Here is a 15,547-nt window from a genome sequence, read left to right as displayed (position 1 = left end):
GGTCGTTGCGCTGCTCGGTCATGACGCTAACTCCTTGGGTGATGTTCTTTTCGGCAGCCCTGTGGCCGGGCAGTTCATCGCAATTGCGTGACCCGCCTGCTTCCGATCACCATTTGCCTGCGAGGTAGAACATGCCAGCAGCAAAACCTGTGATGAACAGGCCGTCCAGAACATCGCCCAACCCGGCGCTTCCCGATACGTAGCCTTCGATCTGCACAGCAAGGAAAAACAGCGCCAACAACAGTACCGCGCTCATGATGAGCCGTTGCACCTTGAACCTGGCCTTGTCGGTTCCGAACCACAGCATGCGCACTTCCTTCTCAATTAGTCCGTCATGAAAGTTAACCTGCGTCGACAGGCCCGTCACTTAGGCGGCGCAGGAAGAGATCGACACGTTCCACTATGCAGGGGTCATTCTGCGCCCCAAAATGGCCGGAATTCACGGACATGGATAATCCAAATGCTGCCTGAGCCAGGCCTTTACACAGCCCGAGGCAAGCGAATTGCCAAAATTCGAGGGAAGGTCGGGCTTTGCTTCGTGGCCGCACTTTCTTTTCTCGCCGGCATGACCGATGCCGTCGGCTTTACGGCTACCGGCGATTTCGTGTCCTTCATGAGCGGCAACACAACGCGGCTTGCAGTTTCGATCAGTCACGGCGATACCCACGCCATGCTTGGCATCACAGCGCTGATCGTGGCGTTTATCTTGGGCAATGCGCTGGGCGTTATTGTCGCCCGACTGGTCAATAGGCGGTCTTGGCCGCTGCTTCTATGCGTCGCACTACTACTTTGCCTGGCGGCGCTAATGCCCACCCAGTTGATCGTGCTGCTCTGCGCGGCCTTGTCGATGGGCATGATCAACGCGGTCGTGGAAGAAGTTAATGGCCTGCCCATCGGACTGACCTACGTAACCGGCGCACTCTCCCGGTTCGGTCGGGGTTTGGGGCGCTGGCTGCTGGGCGAGAGAAAACCCGGCTGGCGTGTGCAGCTTGTCCCTTGGCTCGGCATGCTGATCGGTGCTGTGGTTGGGGCACTCCTGCAGAACAAGTTCGGTATTGCCGCTCTCGCGATCAATGGCTTGGTTGCCGCAGGGCTTGGCACCGCTTCGCTCATCATTCCGCGCCGCTGGCAACGGACCTACATGCCAAAGTAGTCCATCGGCAACGGCTAGAGGCCTGCGAAACTGATCTGTTTCAATGGCCGAGCTACTTTTTCCTGCGCACACCCGAAATTCGATGCATACTGTATGGGCATACAGCAAACGCGTCTCGTCGCGCCAGACATGACCACCTTGCAGCTTCTGGTCAACTGCCGAGGCCTGTAGCAAACGCAAAAACCAAACGGTTAGACGGCCACCGAGCCGCAGCCCGAACCGGGCTGCCACATTTCACCCCTCCCGCCACTAGGAGAAGTGCCATGACCGTCAATATCGACAAACTGACCATCACAACCCCAGCAGCGACTTCATCCACAAACCTTGTCGCCCTGGAGCTCAGCGGCGCACAGGCAATAGAACGGTTTCCGCAATACGTGACCGTTTTGTCCGATGGCTCCGTAAAGCTCTCTGCCCCCACCAAGGGCGCCTCGAGCAAAAGCACCCACCGCACCCGTTGCGAATGGTCCGAGCCGAGCAACTGGACCCTCGCCAGTGCGGCCGATCACTGGAACCGTCAACGGATGACCGTCACCAAGGTCAACTCGGCGCAGAAGGTGGTGATCTCGCAGATCCATGTCAGGGGTGATGACAGCCCGCCGGTGAAGGTGTTCTGGAACAAGGGCAACATCACCATGGGCTTTCGCACCAAGTACAACCAGACCACGCCGGTGAACTCGACAGTGCTCAAGGGGGTGCCGCTTGGGGCGGAATTCACGGTGAGCATCCACGCTACCGCCAAAGGCATAGTGACTGTTGAGGCTAAATGCAACGGCGTATCAGGTTCGTCCGGCGCCCTGCAACTTGACGCTACCTGGGGCACTCGGCTGTTCGAGTTTCATGGGGGGGTTTACAACCAGGTTGATTACACCGACTCGACGCCTGCTGCGGATGGGTCGATCTGCGTGATCAGCGGCCTTTCGTTGAGTCATAGCTAACCAAGGAGCGAAAGGCGGATCGCAGCGCCCGACGCGCTTAGAAATCTACCTTCCCCCGCCCCGCCTTGACGGTGCTGCGCCTGGCTTTGCCATCGAGGCGGCGGGTCTTGGAGCCAAGGGTCGGCTTGGTGGGGCGGCGTTTCTTTTCGGTCTTGCCGGCAGCGATGATCAACTCGGCAAGGCGCGCCAGGGCGTCAGTGCGGTTCTGCTCCTGGGTGCGGTATTGCTGGGCCTTGATGATCAGCACGCCGTCGCTGGTAATACGGCTGTCACGCAGCGCCAGTAGCCGCTCCTTGTAGAACTCGGGCAATGACGAGGCTGGGATGTTGAAGCGCAGGTGAACGGCGCTGGACACCTTGTTGACGTTCTGCCCACCGGCGCCTTGCGCGCGGATGTAGGTGAGCTCGATTTCGGCATCCGGGAGATGCACGTTGTTGGAGATGGTCAGCATGAAATGGCCCTTTTGGTTGCGGCCATTATCACCGGGTACGCGGGTTTGCCATAGAGCAACGCCTGTCGGCCGGTCGTGCTCTTGCGTCTTTCGGACAGAGCGGCCCGCAGTGATCCACCGCCAGGCCGGTAACCCGCGCAACTCGCTCCTGAAATGGATGACTGATGCTCATGCACCTAACTGCAACGACTCAAATTTTCAGGTGCTCACTGAAGAATGTGGTCATCGCATCGAAGGGGATCTTGTCCTGGTTGTCATAGAGGTCGACGTGTGTGGCGCCTTTGACGATCAGCAGTTCCTTCGGCTGTTGCGCTGCGGCGTAGGCAGTTTCAGAAAAATAGCGCGAGTGGGCCTTTTCGCCATGCACAAACAGAATGGGGCGCGGCGAAATCTCCTTGATATAGGTCAGGATCGGCATATTCATGAACGCTTGCGGTGTCGTGATAGTCCAGGAATTGCCAGAGTTGACCGCTCTGGCGTGATAGCCACGAGGGGTCATGTAGTAATCGGCGTATTCGACCAGGAATTGTGTCTCACCGCCTTTTAGCTTGTTGTAAGCAGGTTGATAAGCAGGGGTTCCGTTGCTGGCGTCCTCCCACCGTTGCCTGCTCAACTGCTCCAGAGCCTGCGTGCGCTGCTCAGCCGTCACGCTGTCGTTGTAGCCTTTGGACATGACCCGGCTCATGTCGTACATGGTGCTGGCAACAACCGCCTTGACTCGCTTGTCTACCGCTACGGCGTTCAACGCCATGCCGCCCATGCCGCAGATGCCGATCACGCCAATGCGCTCCCGGTCGACGTTGGGCTGCAACCCAATGAAGTCCACTGCTGCCATGAAGTCTTCGGTGTTGATATCAGGAGAGGCGACGTTGCGAGGCTCACCGCTGCTTTCGCCGGTATAGGACGCATCGAAGGCCAGGGTGACGAACCCGCGCTCGGCCATTGTTTGTGCGTACATACCAGACGCTTGCTCTTTGACTGCACCGAAAGGACCACTGACGACGATCGCGGCCAGTCGCTGATTGCCACGGCTCCTGGGGGTATAAACATCGGCCGCGAGGGTGATGCCGTAGCGGTTTTTGAAGGTGACCTTCTGGTGATCGACTTTGTCACTTTTCGGGAAGGTTTTGTCCCAGCTCTGAACCAGATTCATTGAAGGATCAGCGGTGGTGACAGGGGACTGAGCCGTAGCCGACTCCATACCCATCATTGCGACGGCAAACGCAAGGACGGTGGCCTTGAACGAGTTCGTGGGGGCGATGTTATGTGTCATGACGGTGTGCCTGTGAGTGATGGTGATCAAGGTTGTCTTATCGGGCGGCTTCTGGCTGATTCAGCGCTCAGAGGATGGCAATGAATCACCAGCCCCACGCCACCGCTCCTGGGAAGCGAAGTTCAGTTCGTTGGCAGCGGCTCGATTCGCAGATTGGCTGGCGAGGAAGGCGAGAACCGCAGTGGCCGCAAGTAGCAGTGCACTTGTGGCAAAGGTCGATCGATAGCCGTGCGCATCGAAAATGACTCCCCCGACAGTTCCTCCAAGTGCAATCGCAAGCTGGCATATCGCGACGAACAACCCTCCCCCCGCCTCGACGTCGTCAGGCACGACGCGTGCAATCCATGTGAACCATGCAACAGGCGTGGCGGTAGCGATCAAGCCCCAGATGGCCAGTAGCGCGGCGGTGGCGAGCAGTGACTTGCCAACTATTACCAGTGCTATGGCGATCCCCGCCATCATGATGGGCACGCAGACAAGCGTGCGGTACAGCCCATTGCCTTTGAGGAAAGGCCCAATCAGGAATGTGCCTAGAAGGCCGCCAATGCCTATCAACAGCAGCACGAAAGAAACCATCGAAACATCGAGGCCGGTTATCGTTTCAAGGAACGGCCGCAGGTAGGTAAAAAGCATGAACTGGCCCATGAAAAAACCGACGACCGCAAGCATTCCAAATGCGATTGGAGGCTTTTTCAGAAGCAGCAGAACATTGGCTGAGCCCTGCGCGGTCTGGCTTAGAGATAATTTGGGCATGCTGAGCATCAACCAGGCCAAGGCAATCATGGCTACCGGTACCACGGTAAAAAATGCCCATCGCCAGCCAATGACTTCGCCCAGATAGCTGCCCACTGGAGCGGCAATCACGGTCGCGAGCGCATTGCCTCCATTGACCAGGGCCAGCGCTCGCGGAACTTGGTCCGCCGGGACCAGGCGCATGGAGGTGGCAGCACTCAACGACCAGAAGCCGCCGATGGCCACACCGATCAATGCGCGCCCAGCCATGAACGCCACGTAGCTAGGGGCAAAGGCCACCACGGTGCCTGAGATAACCATGATGATGATCATCGAGAGCAATAGCCCCTTGCGCTCCAACTTTGCGGCGACGGGCGCGATGAACAATGCGGTGATCAGTGCAAAGAGTCCCGATACCGATATGCCCATCCCAGCCTGCCCCTCGGTGAGATGGAGGTCCGTTGCCACTGGGGTGAGCAAGCTGACCGGCATGAACTCGGAGGCAACCAGGGCAAACGCCGCCAATGACATCGCCATCACGGCTCCCCAGGCTTTGGGGTTGTCTCCTTGAGGCGTGGTGGAAGCAGCATTTGATAACACGGGCGTCTATCCTCACTAATGTCCACTTGGGGGGCGAAAGACACGCTTGGCCGTGCAAAACGGCAGCCAAACGCGGCTTCGCTCACGCTGACAATTGTGTGCGGTGCGCCCGACGCAGCAGTAGCGGGTTCCTCTAGATTATTTGCCTAATCCGACAAACCTCAGGCGTATTGGTAGGTTTTTACAGCGCGCAGGATTAGAGTCCAGGGCTAGAGGAGAACAGTTGAAATGAATGCTGAAATGACACTGACCGAGCAAGAAAGTGGCGGCCAGAATGGATTGATCAGACGGATCGGCAAGCGAACGCCCAGTACTGGAGATTTTGCCACTGCCATCGCCGGGCTTGGTTTGTTTCGCCGTGACGCCCCTGCTCCGCCAGTGGTTTGCATGGTGCCGCCCAGCATCGTCCTGGTCGTAGACGGCGCAAAAAAGATGTGGGTAGGAGGTGAAGCATACGCTTACGACACCTCCCGATTTTTGGTCACCTCCGTCGACCTTCCTGCCAACTCCGAAGTCACAGAGGCAAGCCCTGGACGCCCATGCCTCGGACTGGCATTTCAGCTCGACCAACGCATTCTGGCGGAACTGATCGCGCAAGGCTGCCTACCACCGCGCAAGGAACGCCAATCGGGTGCAGGGGTGGGCATTGGCACGCTGACCGATGCCATCCTGAACCCCTTCTGCCGCTTAGTCGCCTTGTTGGAAGAACCCGAGGCAATTCCAGTGCTCGCGCCGATGCTTCAGCGCGAAATCCACTACCGACTATTACTCAGCGACCAGGCGGAGAAGTTGCGCCGCATTGCAGCAATTGACAGCCAAGGTTATCGAGTTGGCAAAGCCATTAACTGGTTGAAGATCAACTTTGCATCCCAGCTCCGAATTGATGAGTTGGCCAGCCGTGTGCAGATGAGCAGCTCTTCGTTCCATCAGCATTTTCGGCAACTGACAGGGATGAGTCCGCTTCAGTACCAGAAATGGTTGCGTCTCAATGAAGCGAAACGATTGATGCTCAACGAGCATCACGATGCTTCAACGGCATCATTCAAGGTAGGCTACGAAAGCCCTTCGCAGTTCAGCAGGGAGTACAGTCGCCTGTTTGGATTGTCGCCTAAGCAGGATATAACTGCGTTGCGGGGAAAGCCGATGCATGAGCCGGTTTTGCGTGAGCAACTCTACCGAGGCGCGCAGTCGTCGTGAACGCCTTGCGGTCGAATTGTCGATATCCTCTGATGCACGCTTGGCGGAGCGAATAACGCGGGTCCTGAGCGATTACACAAAAGCTGAACTGGCCGAATTTTCGCTTTGAAGGTCCCAATAGGTAGAAGGCGGGCCTCGCGATTCTCCAGCGGCTCACCAGCCTCGATCATACATTGGAACGTTCGGCTCACTGCTTTGTAAGCGATTCATGAACCCCGCCTGTTACATGAGGTGAGAGTAAAATCAGGTGTTCGAGTCCGGCGCCTGCCCAGATTGAGCCCTTACCCCAAACAGCTGACCCGCTAGCTGTCGGCCTCGCCCCAGCCCCTCCGCTGTCAACCAGATGGATTTATTTCGGTTCACTGGATCACTGATGAAACCCTGTTCATGCAGTCGATTCATGAGCTCAAAATCGAACCCTTTCCACGCATTACCATTGTCGGAGCTGTAGGCTGCCAACAGGGCCAGTACCGCGTCTTCAAGCAGTCTATCGTCGTATTCCATGGCCATTACTCCGTTGTTGTTCTTCAAGCGCTCTGTAAGCCCCATCCAATCTACGATGGAAAGGCACGGATAGTAGACCTGGTGCGCGCCAACAGCGGCAAAGGCTTGAGCCGCCACTTCGTCGCTGGCCGTCTTGGCATCAGCGACGGACACCTCAAAAAGATCATCGAGGAGAACGGCCTCGACTTTCCGCTATAGGGGGATAGACCTTGAAACGCATCACCGCGCGCGTCCGGCATGGCCGGCGCCAGCAACACATCAATCTGCCGGCCAGCGGCTTGGGAGGTATCGGCCATGGGCGAGAAGAAGACCGGCGGCGCGAAGCACTCAGCGGACTACCGCGCAAAGCAGAAGGCGGAAGCCGAGAAGCTGGGTATCGAGGATGTAACCATCACGATGCCGGCGGGGATCAAGAAGGCGCTCGCTGCCGAGATCAAGCGCCACGGCTACAGGCAGGTGCAAGAACTATGGCAGGACATGGCTCTGTCGTGGATTGCACAGGACCATGGGGAGCGCGCTCGTCGATTAGAGCGACCTGACGCGCCAGCTTTTTAAATCTCACCGAAACTCGCACGTAAGTTCGACCTAGGTGTAGACACTTAAGACTCTCCATGAGAAGGCCAAAACGTTGGCTAGATTTTTGAAGCGTTAGAGTGAATGAAAGATATAGCCAGCTCCCTCTTGGTCATCCAATGCCACACCAGACTGTTGAAGTTTTTGACGCAGAACCGGAGTGTCGACCCGAACTTTCCAATCCGTTCGAAGCTGGCTAACTCTCATGAGCGTGTCGTAAAAAACAAAGGCATCGAGCAGCTGCTGTCGATCTGGCAAATATACAGCAAATGCGTTTCCTTTCCACGCAACAACATTTAGCCCCAAGATTTCGCACAGAGCAATTTTGGCCCGAGCATCGTCCCTATCGGCCTTTCGTGAGCGCTCAATATGCTTGACCAGAACGGGGTCAATGACTCGGTCAGTAAATAGTACTTCACCTTCCTCCCACACCTCAGGCGGACAAATTTTGCTAGCCGGATTCAGCGTGATGAATGGATTAATTTCCGCAGGATAGATTCGACACACCAAGGGGCGCTCGTCATAAATGCCGCAAAGATTGTTGTCACCCAGATTCTGACAGCTATTTAGAGCATTGCCCGCGAATACTGCAATGACACGGATAGAGGCATCACCACTGGTGACCTCAACCGCCCTGCCTTTGGCATGAGCAAATTCCTCTTGGCTTGGACTCCAATGAAGCTCATCAAAGGCCTCAAGTAGAATTGCTACCTCATGCCCTCTCTTGAGCCACTGCCGCGTTTCATGCAGCGTAAGTGGAATCAGCCGACCTTTACAGCAAATCCCACATCCGTTGCAGGCAAACCGGATAGCGTTGTTTTCCATAGAAGAACTCGAAAGTGGTCTTGGCGCGCCATTTGCAAAGTTGACCTAGCAAGGCAGCGCCTTTAGAGCAGAAAAGTTAAGCGGGAAAATCACTGACCACGAACGCACTTTTACCAATCAGAAATTGTCTCAAATTTTCAGAGTAGTCCGCAGATACAGCCTGACGCACGCTTGGGCGAGTCATTAGCGATTGCCTCCAGGCTTCAACTCGTGGGAGCCCATCCAGCACGATATTCTGGGCTGAGGAGTTAAGCACTTCAAAAAACCTGAAAATTGGTGCCATAACAACATCGACCATACTGAATTCAGCCCCTTCAAAGTACGACCCAGCAATCAAGGCAGAATCCAGTTTTATTAGTTTCCCACGAAGCTCGGAGGCCTTATGAACGAAACCCTCTTTATCGGGAGAGTTGATCATTCCCCAAGCATCCCCCATCGCCGCTGTGGCAAACTCCATCCACGCCCGGTGTTTAGCCCGCTTCAAAGGCTCAGCCGGATGCAATGACACCTGGCGATACTCGTCTTCAACAAACTCACATATCGGAAAGCTCTCAAATAAAACAGTTTGATTCTCCTCTCCCTCACTTACTATCAACAGCGGTACCTTGCCGGACGGAGAGATTGCGAGAAACCATTCTGGCTTGTTAGTTAAATCAATGGTTTCACGCTCGAAGGCAATACTCTTCTCGAGCAACACAATTGCGACACGCTGGACAAACGGACACAAACCATGGCTCACGAGTTTGAGATTATTGGGCATTTTTAGGCCTATATTGAAGGAGGCGAGACAGCGAATGAATCTAGGCCTGCTAAGCCATACACTGCCCCGCCCAAACGCTGAAGTGTTAGGAAATAACCTTTTACAGCCGACGCCCGCCGTCTACGATGATTTCAGACCCAATCGTCCATTTGGACTCATCAGATGCTAGGTACACTACCGCTTTGGCGATCTCTTCAGGCGTGCCGAAACGACCTGCAGGAATGGAGGAAATGATTTCAGCGTTTACCTGCGCCCTGTACTCAACTGGAATACCCAGCTTGTCATAAAGTGGGGTATCCACAGGGCCGGGACTCACAGCATTCAGACGAACCCCGCGCCCCAGCAGCTCTGTTGAAAGTGTTTTCGACATATTCAGCAGCGCTGCTTTGGTAGCCGCGTAAACCGAAGAGTTAGCATCTCCTAGGTGAGCACTCACGGAAGTGTTCAACACTACCGAAGCCGGATTTGCGAACACTGGCAAGAGTGCCTGGATGAGGAAATAAGGGCCTTTGACATTGATGTCAAAAGACCGATCAAACATCTCTTCAGTCCACGCTTCCATAGGCATCCATACCGAAACACCAGCATTAAGGAAAGCGATATCAAGCTGTCCAAAATGATCACGGATATCCAGAGCGAGTTTTTTCTGGGCTTCCACGTCAGCGGAGTCTGCCTGGAGCACCAGTACCTCGCTTCCTAGTTGATCCTTAGCTTTAGCGATTGAATCTGGATTCACACCTGTAACGACAACTCTGGCCCCCTCTTTCAAAAAATGTTTAGCCGCCTCAAGCCCAATACCGCTGGTGCCACCGGTGATCAGTGCGCGTTTGCCTTGCAATCTTGCCATTGGAAATTCTCCTGGTGTGCGAGGCATTCATGCCCCGGTTAGGAGTACTATGTACCTATGCCAGATGATTGATAAGATGGCGAAATTAAATAGCATTCATGCCAAACAGGCATAAATCGGAGAATGGAACGTGGATCGTCTGCTACTGATGACGTGCTTTGTACGCACTGTGGAAACGGGTAGCTTCTCGTCGGCAGGTCGAGATTTAGGCCTTGGCCAACCGAACGTCAGCCGCTACGTGGCCTCCTTGGAAGACCATCTGAAGACCCGGTTGCTTCACAGGTCTACCAGGAAACTATCCCTTACGCCGGAAGGAGAGAGGTACTACGCGGATGCACGTCGAATTCTCGATGCCGTGGCAGAATCGGAATCGGCACTGAAGAACGACGTTTTACCATCAGGGCTACTGAGGGTAGCCTGTCCAACCGCACTAGCACACACCTTCATCGTTCCCGAAATACCCAGATTTCTAAGCCTTTATCCGGAATTGACCCTAGACCTGCAGATTAATGATCGTTTCGTAAACCTTGTGGACGAAGGCGCTGACCTGGCACTGCGGATAGGGCACTTCGATGACAAGGCACTACGAAGTAAACCATTAGGGTCATTCAAGCGCGTATGCGTCGCTAGTTCAGATTATCTGGCCAAGCGTGGCACCCCTTCCACACCACAAGACCTCAAAAATCATGACTGTATAATTTATACGTTACTAAGCACCGGGGCCACATGGCGTTTTCGTAATGTGGACATACCTGTCACCGGGAGGCTGAGAGTAAACTCTCCGGAAGCTACCCGAGAATTAGTCAATGCGAGCGTGGGCATAGCACAAGGGCCCCAATGGCTCTACGAAGCGGGCTTACGCAATGGAAATCTTAAACTGATACTTCAAGAGTTTTATCCGCCTCCCGTACCTATCCAGTTTGTATACATTGCGGATCGGCTAATGCCTAAAAGAGCACTGGTATTCATGGAATTTATAGCGGAAGCATTTGCCAACAGCCCCGTCATTGACGAATGCAATTCCTCACGATAGCTAAAGTGCCTACGAGTCTGCTGCCCTTCGATCCCGCCAACGGCTGCTGACTCCTTGGCGCCCTCAATCAGAAATTCCGAGCTACCCCCCGATCGACGAAGCGATTAGCCGTCAACAGCAAGCCCTAAGCAGCACGTCGAAGCGCTGGAGATGGGTCAAGCCTGCCAAACACGAGAAATCCGTTGACCATTACGTGCATATGCACGTACCTTGGACAGATGAACCTCGATTGCACATGCTTCCGCGTCAGGCGGCTTTCTAGACATATTTCGCAGCTATACGATGACGCATTGCGTCCCGTAGGCCTGCGAGTCACGCAGTTCAGTCTGCTCTCAGCGCTTAAGAAAAACGGGACGATGACGGTGACGAGCCTGGCTGATTACCTCGCCTCAGACCACACCTCCATTTCTCGGGCACTAGCAACCCTTAAGAGTCACGACTGGGTCATGTTCACCCAGGGCGGCGACAAGCGCTCAACCTTGGTAGAAATCTCAGATCTGGGTCTTGAGGTAGTCCGCGAAGCAACTCCCTATTGGAGTGATGCACAGCAGAGGATTTCCGACTTATTAGGAAGTGGAACCAAGATTGAGCTAGATAAAGGCTTGGACGAACTTTTCATGAGGTTGTCTGAATTATGAGTGACTTCAACAAGTACTATAAAGGTTCAATAGAATTTGATGTTTCGCTCATATCGGACAGCGAGGCTCAAGGTCAAGCTCCGATCACAGATGGCATTCGCAACCCATTTGGTACTGTACACGCTGGGGCGATGATCTGGTTCGCTGATGTCGTAGCGACCACCCTCGCACTGCAGGGTGCTTCGCCTGAAGAAGGCATGGCAGGATTTCCTCTAGCCATCAACCTTTCAGCAAATATGCTGAGTAATTCAAGCGAAGGCAGATTGATTGCTACAGCCCGCTTCGTTAAGAAAGGCCGCAAGGTTTCGACCATCCGTACAACTGTAGAGAGCGATCAAGGTCGGCTCCTCTTAGACATGACGACAACGCACATGCCGTCCTAGAATGCCCCACCAGAGACAAAGGAATATCTCTCCAAGTCAGATAGAGTGATCATCAGCCACTACGCTACGTTAGAGGAACTTCAAATGCCAGTCTTTACTGCATACCTGCCAAAAGGTCGCTTCTCCTCAGAAGAGAAACGCTCAATCGCTAATGCATTCAACCAAACTCTTGTACAGGGCCTGGGCATACCTGAAGGGGATCATTTTGTCGTTTTGAGCGAGCATGGCGATGACGAACTCTTCATACACCCTACATTCATGGATATGAATCGTGACCCTAAAAGCTCCATGATCGTAACCGTTTTGTTGGGAGCTCATAGGCCGCTAGAAGACAAGAGAGCGCTTGTTAGCACCTTGAACCGCCTAGTTTGCCAGGCTGTAGAAATATCCCCCGATGATATTTTCGTGGCATTGATTCCCGTACCGAACGAAAACTTCTCGTTTGGTAAAGGCCAATTACAGCTAGCTGAAGGTAGCCCTAAGTGGTGATCTGAACGCTAAGGCTTGGGAGCTTTGTACCCCAAGCCTTAATAACCAGAATGCTGACAACTTAGCAATTATTTACCTCTTGAATCCAATAACGAAACACCGGTCATCTCTTTGGGCTGCGGAAGATCCAGGATCTCCAGGATGGTTGGAGCGATATCACACAGCCGTCCATTACTAAGACCGAATTTACTCCCAGCGGAAATGTAGATCAAAGGAACGGGATTAAGGGTATGAGCAGTGTGAACTTGCCCGGCCACCGGATCCCACATCTGCTCAACGTTGCCGTGATCTGCAGTTATCAGGCAATGGCCACCCGACACAAGCACTGCGTCTACAACACGCCTAAGGCATTGATCGACAGCCTCCACAGCTTTTACGGCAGCTTCAAAAACACCACTATGACCTACCATGTCTCCATTTGCATAATTACATACAATCAAGTCATGATTAGCACTTAAAATTTCCGCAACTAGATTATCCGTCAACTCAAAGGCACTCATCTCAGGCTGAAGATCGTAGGACTCTACCAGCGGAGATTTCACAAGAATCCTTTTTTCCAGTGAGAATGGTTCTTCCTGCCCACCGTTAAAGAAAAACGTAACATGGGCATACTTTTCTGTTTCGGCAATTCTAAGTTGAGACCGTCCCAGCCAGGCCATGTACTCACCTAGACTGCTCCTAATAGGCTCCGGCGGGAAAGCACATAATACATCAAACTCTTCTGCGTAGCGTGTCATAGTGAGGATCTGCTCTTTGCCTATGACAAAAGGCCTCTTGAACTCAGAAAAATCAGGATGAGTGAGCGCTTTGCAAATTTGCCGAGACCGGTCAGGCCTGAAATTCAACAGTATGACGGCATCATTTTCACTAATGGCAACAGGACTACCAATCGATGTTGCCTGTACAAATTCATCGCTTTCGTTACGTGCATAGGCTTCTTGGAGCGCCTCCTGCGCCGTTGGATAGTGAAACCTGCTTTGCCCTTGAACAATTAACCTATAGGCCGCCTCTACCCGAGCCCAGCGATTATCGCGATCCATCGCATAGTACCGGCCTACTAATGACGCGATCCTGCCAGCACCATTGTTGGCCAACTCAATCTCAAGAGCTGAAATAGATTCTGAAGCGCTTTTGGGTGGAGTATCTCGCCCATCTAGGAACGCATGAACATAGCATTGCTCAAGGCCGTTCGCCGCAACTAAATTGGCCGCTGCTATAAAATGATCCAAATGACTATGCACCCCGCCAGGTGACAATAAGCCCAGCAGATGAGCCGCTCCCCCTCGCTGCCTTGTGCGCTTCAATATCTCTAGAAAAGCATCGTTCTCATAGAACGAGCCATCCTCAATACTCTTATTGATTCGAGAGAAATTTTGATAAACGATACGGCCTGCTCCGAGATTCATATGACCAACCTCGGAATTTCCCATTTGACCCTCCGGAAGCCCTACGGCCAATCCAGACGTCACAATCTCACTGTAGGGGTAACTGTTATATAGGTAGTCCAAGGTTGGCGTGTTGGCAGCAGCCACTGCATTGGCTTCCTGCTGAGACCTCAGTCCAATTCCATCCAAAACAATTAGGGTGCAGGTTGTCATGTGAAAATCTCTGAATAATAATACTGGCGCGCACGATTAATATACGTAGTTGGAGGTTAACCGTGCGCGCAATGGTCCGTCGACATCTGCGAGGATTGTCCCAGCACCTTAGGATGCTTGGCCTTCAAGAGCCTCCTCAATACGAAGCAGACGGTTGTACTTCCCGACACGATCTGAACGACACAGCGACCCAGTTTTAATCTGCCCTGCATTAGTCGCTACGGCCAAATCGGCAATCGTTGTATCTTCAGTTTCCCCAGACCGATGGGAAATCACTGCAGCATAGCCAGCCTCTTGCGCCATACGTATGGCGTCCAAGGTCTCACTGAGCGTTCCGATTTGATTCAACTTAATCAAGATGGAATTGGCAACGCCTAGCTCGATACCCTTGCGCAGAATTTTTGGATTGGTGACGAAGAGATCATCCCCTACCAGTTGAACTTTCTGACCCAATCGAGAGGTTAGGTACGCCCACCCTTCCCAGTCACTCTCATCCAAACCATCTTCGATAGACGCAATCGGATATTTACTGCAGAGGTCGGCTAGATAGTCAACAAACTGTTCAGAGGTGAGGGACTTCCCTTCCCCCGCCAAAGTATATTTATCTGATTTGTAAAATTCAGAGGCGGCGCAGTCTAATGCTAGCGTTACGTCTCGCCCCAGTTGATAGCCTGCGCGGCTAACAGCTTCGGCAATAACTACCAGCGCCTCTTCATTCGAGGCCAAGTGTGGTGCAAAACCGCCCTCATCACCGACTGAGGTACTTAGGCCACGCTCTGAAAGCACGGCCTTCAGGGTATGAAATATTTCAGCACCCATTCGCAAACCCTCCCTAAAGTTCGGAGCTGAAATCGGCTGAATCATGAACTCCTGAATGTCGATATTATTATCTGCATGCTCACCACCGTTGAGGATATTCATCATCGGCACAGGCATAGAGTAAGTGGTGTCTCCACCAAAAAGTTTAGCCAGGTGCTCATACAACGGGATACCTTGAGCGGCAGCGGCAGCTTTAGCCGTAGCCAAGGAAACAGCGAGAATTGCATTAGCCCCAAGAATAGATTTCGAATCCGTACCATCGAGTGTTATCATTGCCTGATCAACCGCCCGCTGGTCAAGTGCGTCCATATCTAGAATGCGCTCATGGATCGCAACGTTCACATTCTCGACGGCACGCATTACCCCTTTTCCCTTGTAACGCCATGAGCCATCACGCAGTTCAAGGGCTTCTCGGGAGCCAGTGGAAGCGCCTGATGGCACGCTTGCCTCACCTGACACTCCACAGCCCAAAGTAACGACAGCCTCCACGGTAGGGTTGCCTCGGGAATCTAGGATCTCACGAGCGAAAACCTTCTTGATGCGAGTAAACTCACTCATCACTACCTTCCTCCAACTGCGATGCATATCCAGCATATTGATAATTAGCGCCCAGCAGTTCTTGTTGTTCGGCGCACTCAGCGCGAATATCAAAATCGCGCGGCCACTCATCAGACTTCACGAGTCGACCCAAACCAGAATCAGATACTTTCTGTTGAGCAATCATTTGGAAACTC

19 protein-coding genes are annotated in these 15,547 nt (G+C 53.5%); 8 read left to right on the top strand and 11 right to left on the bottom strand.

The features are described from left to right. Nucleotides 1–106: 106 nt before the first annotated feature. Nucleotides 107–307, bottom strand: a complete 201-nt coding sequence (locus HU719_RS21860; RefSeq protein ID WP_186534552.1) for a hypothetical protein — start codon at nt 305–307, stop codon at nt 107–109. Nucleotides 308–460: 153 nt separating this feature from the next. On the opposite strand from HU719_RS21860, the gene HU719_RS21855 reads away from it, so the two are divergent. Both HU719_RS21855 and HU719_RS21850 read left to right on the top strand, forming a co-directional pair. After that, entirely contained in the window at nt 461–1,153 is a 693-nt protein-coding gene (locus HU719_RS21855; RefSeq protein ID WP_186534551.1) for a YoaK family protein, read from the top strand. Nucleotides 1,154–1,416: 263 nt separating this feature from the next. After that, nucleotides 1,417–2,091: a polysaccharide lyase family 7 protein gene (locus HU719_RS21850; RefSeq protein WP_186534550.1), complete on the top strand. Its 675-nt coding sequence runs from the start codon at nt 1,417–1,419 to the stop codon at nt 2,089–2,091. 37 nt (nt 2,092–2,128) lie between these two features. Here the strand turns inward: HU719_RS21850 and arfB are convergent, their stop codons facing one another. The 3 genes from arfB to HU719_RS21835 form a co-directional block, all read right to left on the bottom strand. Beyond that, nucleotides 2,129–2,542 (bottom strand): alternative ribosome rescue aminoacyl-tRNA hydrolase ArfB, encoded by a 414-nt coding sequence (gene arfB / locus HU719_RS21845; protein WP_186534549.1) that lies wholly within the window; start codon nt 2,540–2,542, stop codon nt 2,129–2,131. A gap of 190 nt (nt 2,543–2,732) precedes the next feature. Then, nucleotides 2,733–3,815: an alpha/beta hydrolase gene (locus HU719_RS21840; protein ID WP_186534548.1), complete on the bottom strand. Its 1,083-nt coding sequence runs from the start codon at nt 3,813–3,815 to the stop codon at nt 2,733–2,735. A gap of 60 nt (nt 3,816–3,875) precedes the next feature. After that, nucleotides 3,876–5,084, bottom strand: coding sequence for an MFS transporter (locus HU719_RS21835; RefSeq protein ID WP_186534547.1), 1,209 nt, complete (start codon nt 5,082–5,084; stop codon nt 3,876–3,878). A gap of 291 nt (nt 5,085–5,375) precedes the next feature. Here HU719_RS21835 and HU719_RS21830 point away from each other — a divergent pair, with 291 nt between their 5' ends. Next, on the top strand, nt 5,376–6,344 hold the full coding sequence (locus HU719_RS21830) for an AraC family transcriptional regulator (RefSeq protein ID WP_186534546.1): 969 nt from the start codon (nt 5,376–5,378) through the stop codon (nt 6,342–6,344). A 243-nt stretch (nt 6,345–6,587) separates the two neighbouring features. On the opposite strand, the gene HU719_RS23780 is transcribed toward HU719_RS21830, so the two are convergent. Beyond that, nucleotides 6,588–7,001, bottom strand: coding sequence for a DUF6429 family protein (locus HU719_RS23780; RefSeq protein ID WP_367616526.1), 414 nt, complete (start codon nt 6,999–7,001; stop codon nt 6,588–6,590). 141 nt (nt 7,002–7,142) lie between these two features. Here HU719_RS23780 and HU719_RS21820 point away from each other — a divergent pair, with 141 nt between their 5' ends. Next, nucleotides 7,143–7,403, top strand: a complete 261-nt coding sequence (locus HU719_RS21820) for a hypothetical protein (RefSeq protein WP_225917361.1) — start codon at nt 7,143–7,145, stop codon at nt 7,401–7,403. A 93-nt stretch (nt 7,404–7,496) separates the two neighbouring features. Here the strand turns inward: HU719_RS21820 and HU719_RS21815 are convergent, their stop codons facing one another. From HU719_RS21815 to HU719_RS21805, 3 genes are all read right to left on the bottom strand, one after another. Further along, nucleotides 7,497–8,246 carry a YkgJ family cysteine cluster protein gene (locus HU719_RS21815; protein ID WP_186534545.1) on the bottom strand — a complete coding sequence of 250 codons (750 nt, stop codon included), beginning with the start codon at nt 8,244–8,246 and terminating at the stop codon, nt 7,497–7,499. 76 nt (nt 8,247–8,322) lie between these two features. Beyond that, complete coding sequence (locus HU719_RS21810; protein ID WP_186534544.1) at nt 8,323–9,006, bottom strand: glutathione S-transferase family protein; 684 nt, start codon at nt 9,004–9,006, stop codon at nt 8,323–8,325. A 100-nt stretch (nt 9,007–9,106) separates the two neighbouring features. Then, a complete protein-coding gene (locus tag HU719_RS21805; RefSeq protein WP_186534543.1) occupies nt 9,107–9,853 on the bottom strand; it encodes an SDR family oxidoreductase in 747 nt (248 codons plus the stop codon). A gap of 130 nt (nt 9,854–9,983) precedes the next feature. On the opposite strand from HU719_RS21805, the gene HU719_RS21800 reads away from it, so the two are divergent. The 4 genes from HU719_RS21800 (at nt 9,984) to HU719_RS21785 (ending at nt 12,396) form a co-directional block, all read left to right on the top strand. Further along, a complete protein-coding gene (locus HU719_RS21800) occupies nt 9,984–10,886 on the top strand; it encodes a LysR family transcriptional regulator (protein ID WP_186534542.1) in 903 nt (300 codons plus the stop codon). A 218-nt stretch (nt 10,887–11,104) separates the two neighbouring features. Then, nucleotides 11,105–11,524 carry a MarR family winged helix-turn-helix transcriptional regulator gene (locus HU719_RS21795; protein ID WP_186534541.1) on the top strand — a complete coding sequence of 140 codons (420 nt, stop codon included), beginning with the start codon at nt 11,105–11,107 and terminating at the stop codon, nt 11,522–11,524. Continuing rightward, complete coding sequence (locus HU719_RS21790; protein ID WP_186534540.1) at nt 11,521–11,907, top strand: PaaI family thioesterase; 387 nt, start codon at nt 11,521–11,523, stop codon at nt 11,905–11,907. The genes HU719_RS21795 and HU719_RS21790 overlap by 4 nt, the downstream gene beginning before the upstream one ends. Before the next feature lie 84 nt (nt 11,908–11,991). Further along, the gene (locus HU719_RS21785) at nt 11,992–12,396 is read left to right on the top strand and encodes a tautomerase family protein (protein WP_186534539.1); all 405 of its coding nucleotides are present in this window, start codon (nt 11,992–11,994) and stop codon (nt 12,394–12,396) included. A 68-nt stretch (nt 12,397–12,464) separates the two neighbouring features. Here the strand turns inward: HU719_RS21785 and gpmI are convergent, their stop codons facing one another. The 3 genes from gpmI to HU719_RS21770 all read right to left on the bottom strand — a co-directional run bounded on the left by gpmI (nt 12,465) and on the right by HU719_RS21770 (nt 15,537). Then, complete coding sequence (gene gpmI, locus HU719_RS21780; protein WP_186534538.1) at nt 12,465–13,994, bottom strand: 2,3-bisphosphoglycerate-independent phosphoglycerate mutase; 1,530 nt, start codon at nt 13,992–13,994, stop codon at nt 12,465–12,467. A gap of 108 nt (nt 13,995–14,102) precedes the next feature. Beyond that, on the bottom strand, nt 14,103–15,371 hold the full coding sequence (eno, locus tag HU719_RS21775) for a phosphopyruvate hydratase (RefSeq protein WP_186534537.1): 1,269 nt from the start codon (nt 15,369–15,371) through the stop codon (nt 14,103–14,105). Further along, entirely contained in the window at nt 15,364–15,537 is a 174-nt protein-coding gene (locus tag HU719_RS21770) for a hypothetical protein (RefSeq protein WP_186534536.1), read from the bottom strand. The genes eno and HU719_RS21770 overlap by 8 nt, the downstream gene beginning before the upstream one ends. Nucleotides 15,538–15,547: the final 10 nt, after the last annotated feature.

The organism is Pseudomonas farsensis, from assembly GCF_014268805.2.
Lineage (GTDB): Bacteria > Pseudomonadota > Gammaproteobacteria > Pseudomonadales > Pseudomonadaceae > Aquipseudomonas > Aquipseudomonas farsensis.
Note: the sequence above shows the minus strand (reverse complement) of the source record. Positions and strands in the feature narration are given on the sequence as shown.

Excerpts from the sequence above, each read along its gene's own strand:
- HU719_RS21795 (WP_186534541.1), top strand. The coding sequence starts at position 11,105 with ATGAACCTCGATTGCACATGCTTCCGCGTCAGGCGGCTTTCTAGACAT.
- HU719_RS21820 (WP_225917361.1), top strand. The coding sequence starts at position 7,143 with ATGGGCGAGAAGAAGACCGGCGGCGCGAAGCACTCAGCGGACTACCGC.
- HU719_RS21840 (WP_186534548.1), bottom strand. The coding sequence starts at position 3,815 with ATGACACATAACATCGCCCCCACGAACTCGTTCAAGGCCACCGTCCTT.
- HU719_RS21855 (WP_186534551.1), top strand. The coding sequence starts at position 461 with ATGCTGCCTGAGCCAGGCCTTTACACAGCCCGAGGCAAGCGAATTGCC.
- HU719_RS21810 (WP_186534544.1), bottom strand. The coding sequence starts at position 9,006 with ATGCCCAATAATCTCAAACTCGTGAGCCATGGTTTGTGTCCGTTTGTC.
- HU719_RS21805 (WP_186534543.1), bottom strand. The coding sequence starts at position 9,853 with ATGGCAAGATTGCAAGGCAAACGCGCACTGATCACCGGTGGCACCAGC.
- HU719_RS21815 (WP_186534545.1), bottom strand. The coding sequence starts at position 8,246 with ATGGAAAACAACGCTATCCGGTTTGCCTGCAACGGATGTGGGATTTGC.
- HU719_RS21860 (WP_186534552.1), bottom strand. The coding sequence starts at position 307 with ATGCTGTGGTTCGGAACCGACAAGGCCAGGTTCAAGGTGCAACGGCTC.
- arfB (WP_186534549.1), bottom strand. The coding sequence starts at position 2,542 with ATGCTGACCATCTCCAACAACGTGCATCTCCCGGATGCCGAAATCGAG.
- eno (WP_186534537.1), bottom strand. The coding sequence starts at position 15,371 with ATGAGTGAGTTTACTCGCATCAAGAAGGTTTTCGCTCGTGAGATCCTA.
- HU719_RS21770 (WP_186534536.1), bottom strand. The coding sequence starts at position 15,537 with ATGATTGCTCAACAGAAAGTATCTGATTCTGGTTTGGGTCGACTCGTG.
- HU719_RS21830 (WP_186534546.1), top strand. The coding sequence starts at position 5,376 with ATGAATGCTGAAATGACACTGACCGAGCAAGAAAGTGGCGGCCAGAAT.
- HU719_RS21790 (WP_186534540.1), top strand. The coding sequence starts at position 11,521 with ATGAGTGACTTCAACAAGTACTATAAAGGTTCAATAGAATTTGATGTT.
- HU719_RS21835 (WP_186534547.1), bottom strand. The coding sequence starts at position 5,084 with ATGGCGATGTCATTGGCGGCGTTTGCCCTGGTTGCCTCCGAGTTCATG.
- HU719_RS21785 (WP_186534539.1), top strand. The coding sequence starts at position 11,992 with ATGCCAGTCTTTACTGCATACCTGCCAAAAGGTCGCTTCTCCTCAGAA.
- gpmI (WP_186534538.1), bottom strand. The coding sequence starts at position 13,994 with ATGACAACCTGCACCCTAATTGTTTTGGATGGAATTGGACTGAGGTCT.
- HU719_RS21850 (WP_186534550.1), top strand. The coding sequence starts at position 1,417 with ATGACCGTCAATATCGACAAACTGACCATCACAACCCCAGCAGCGACT.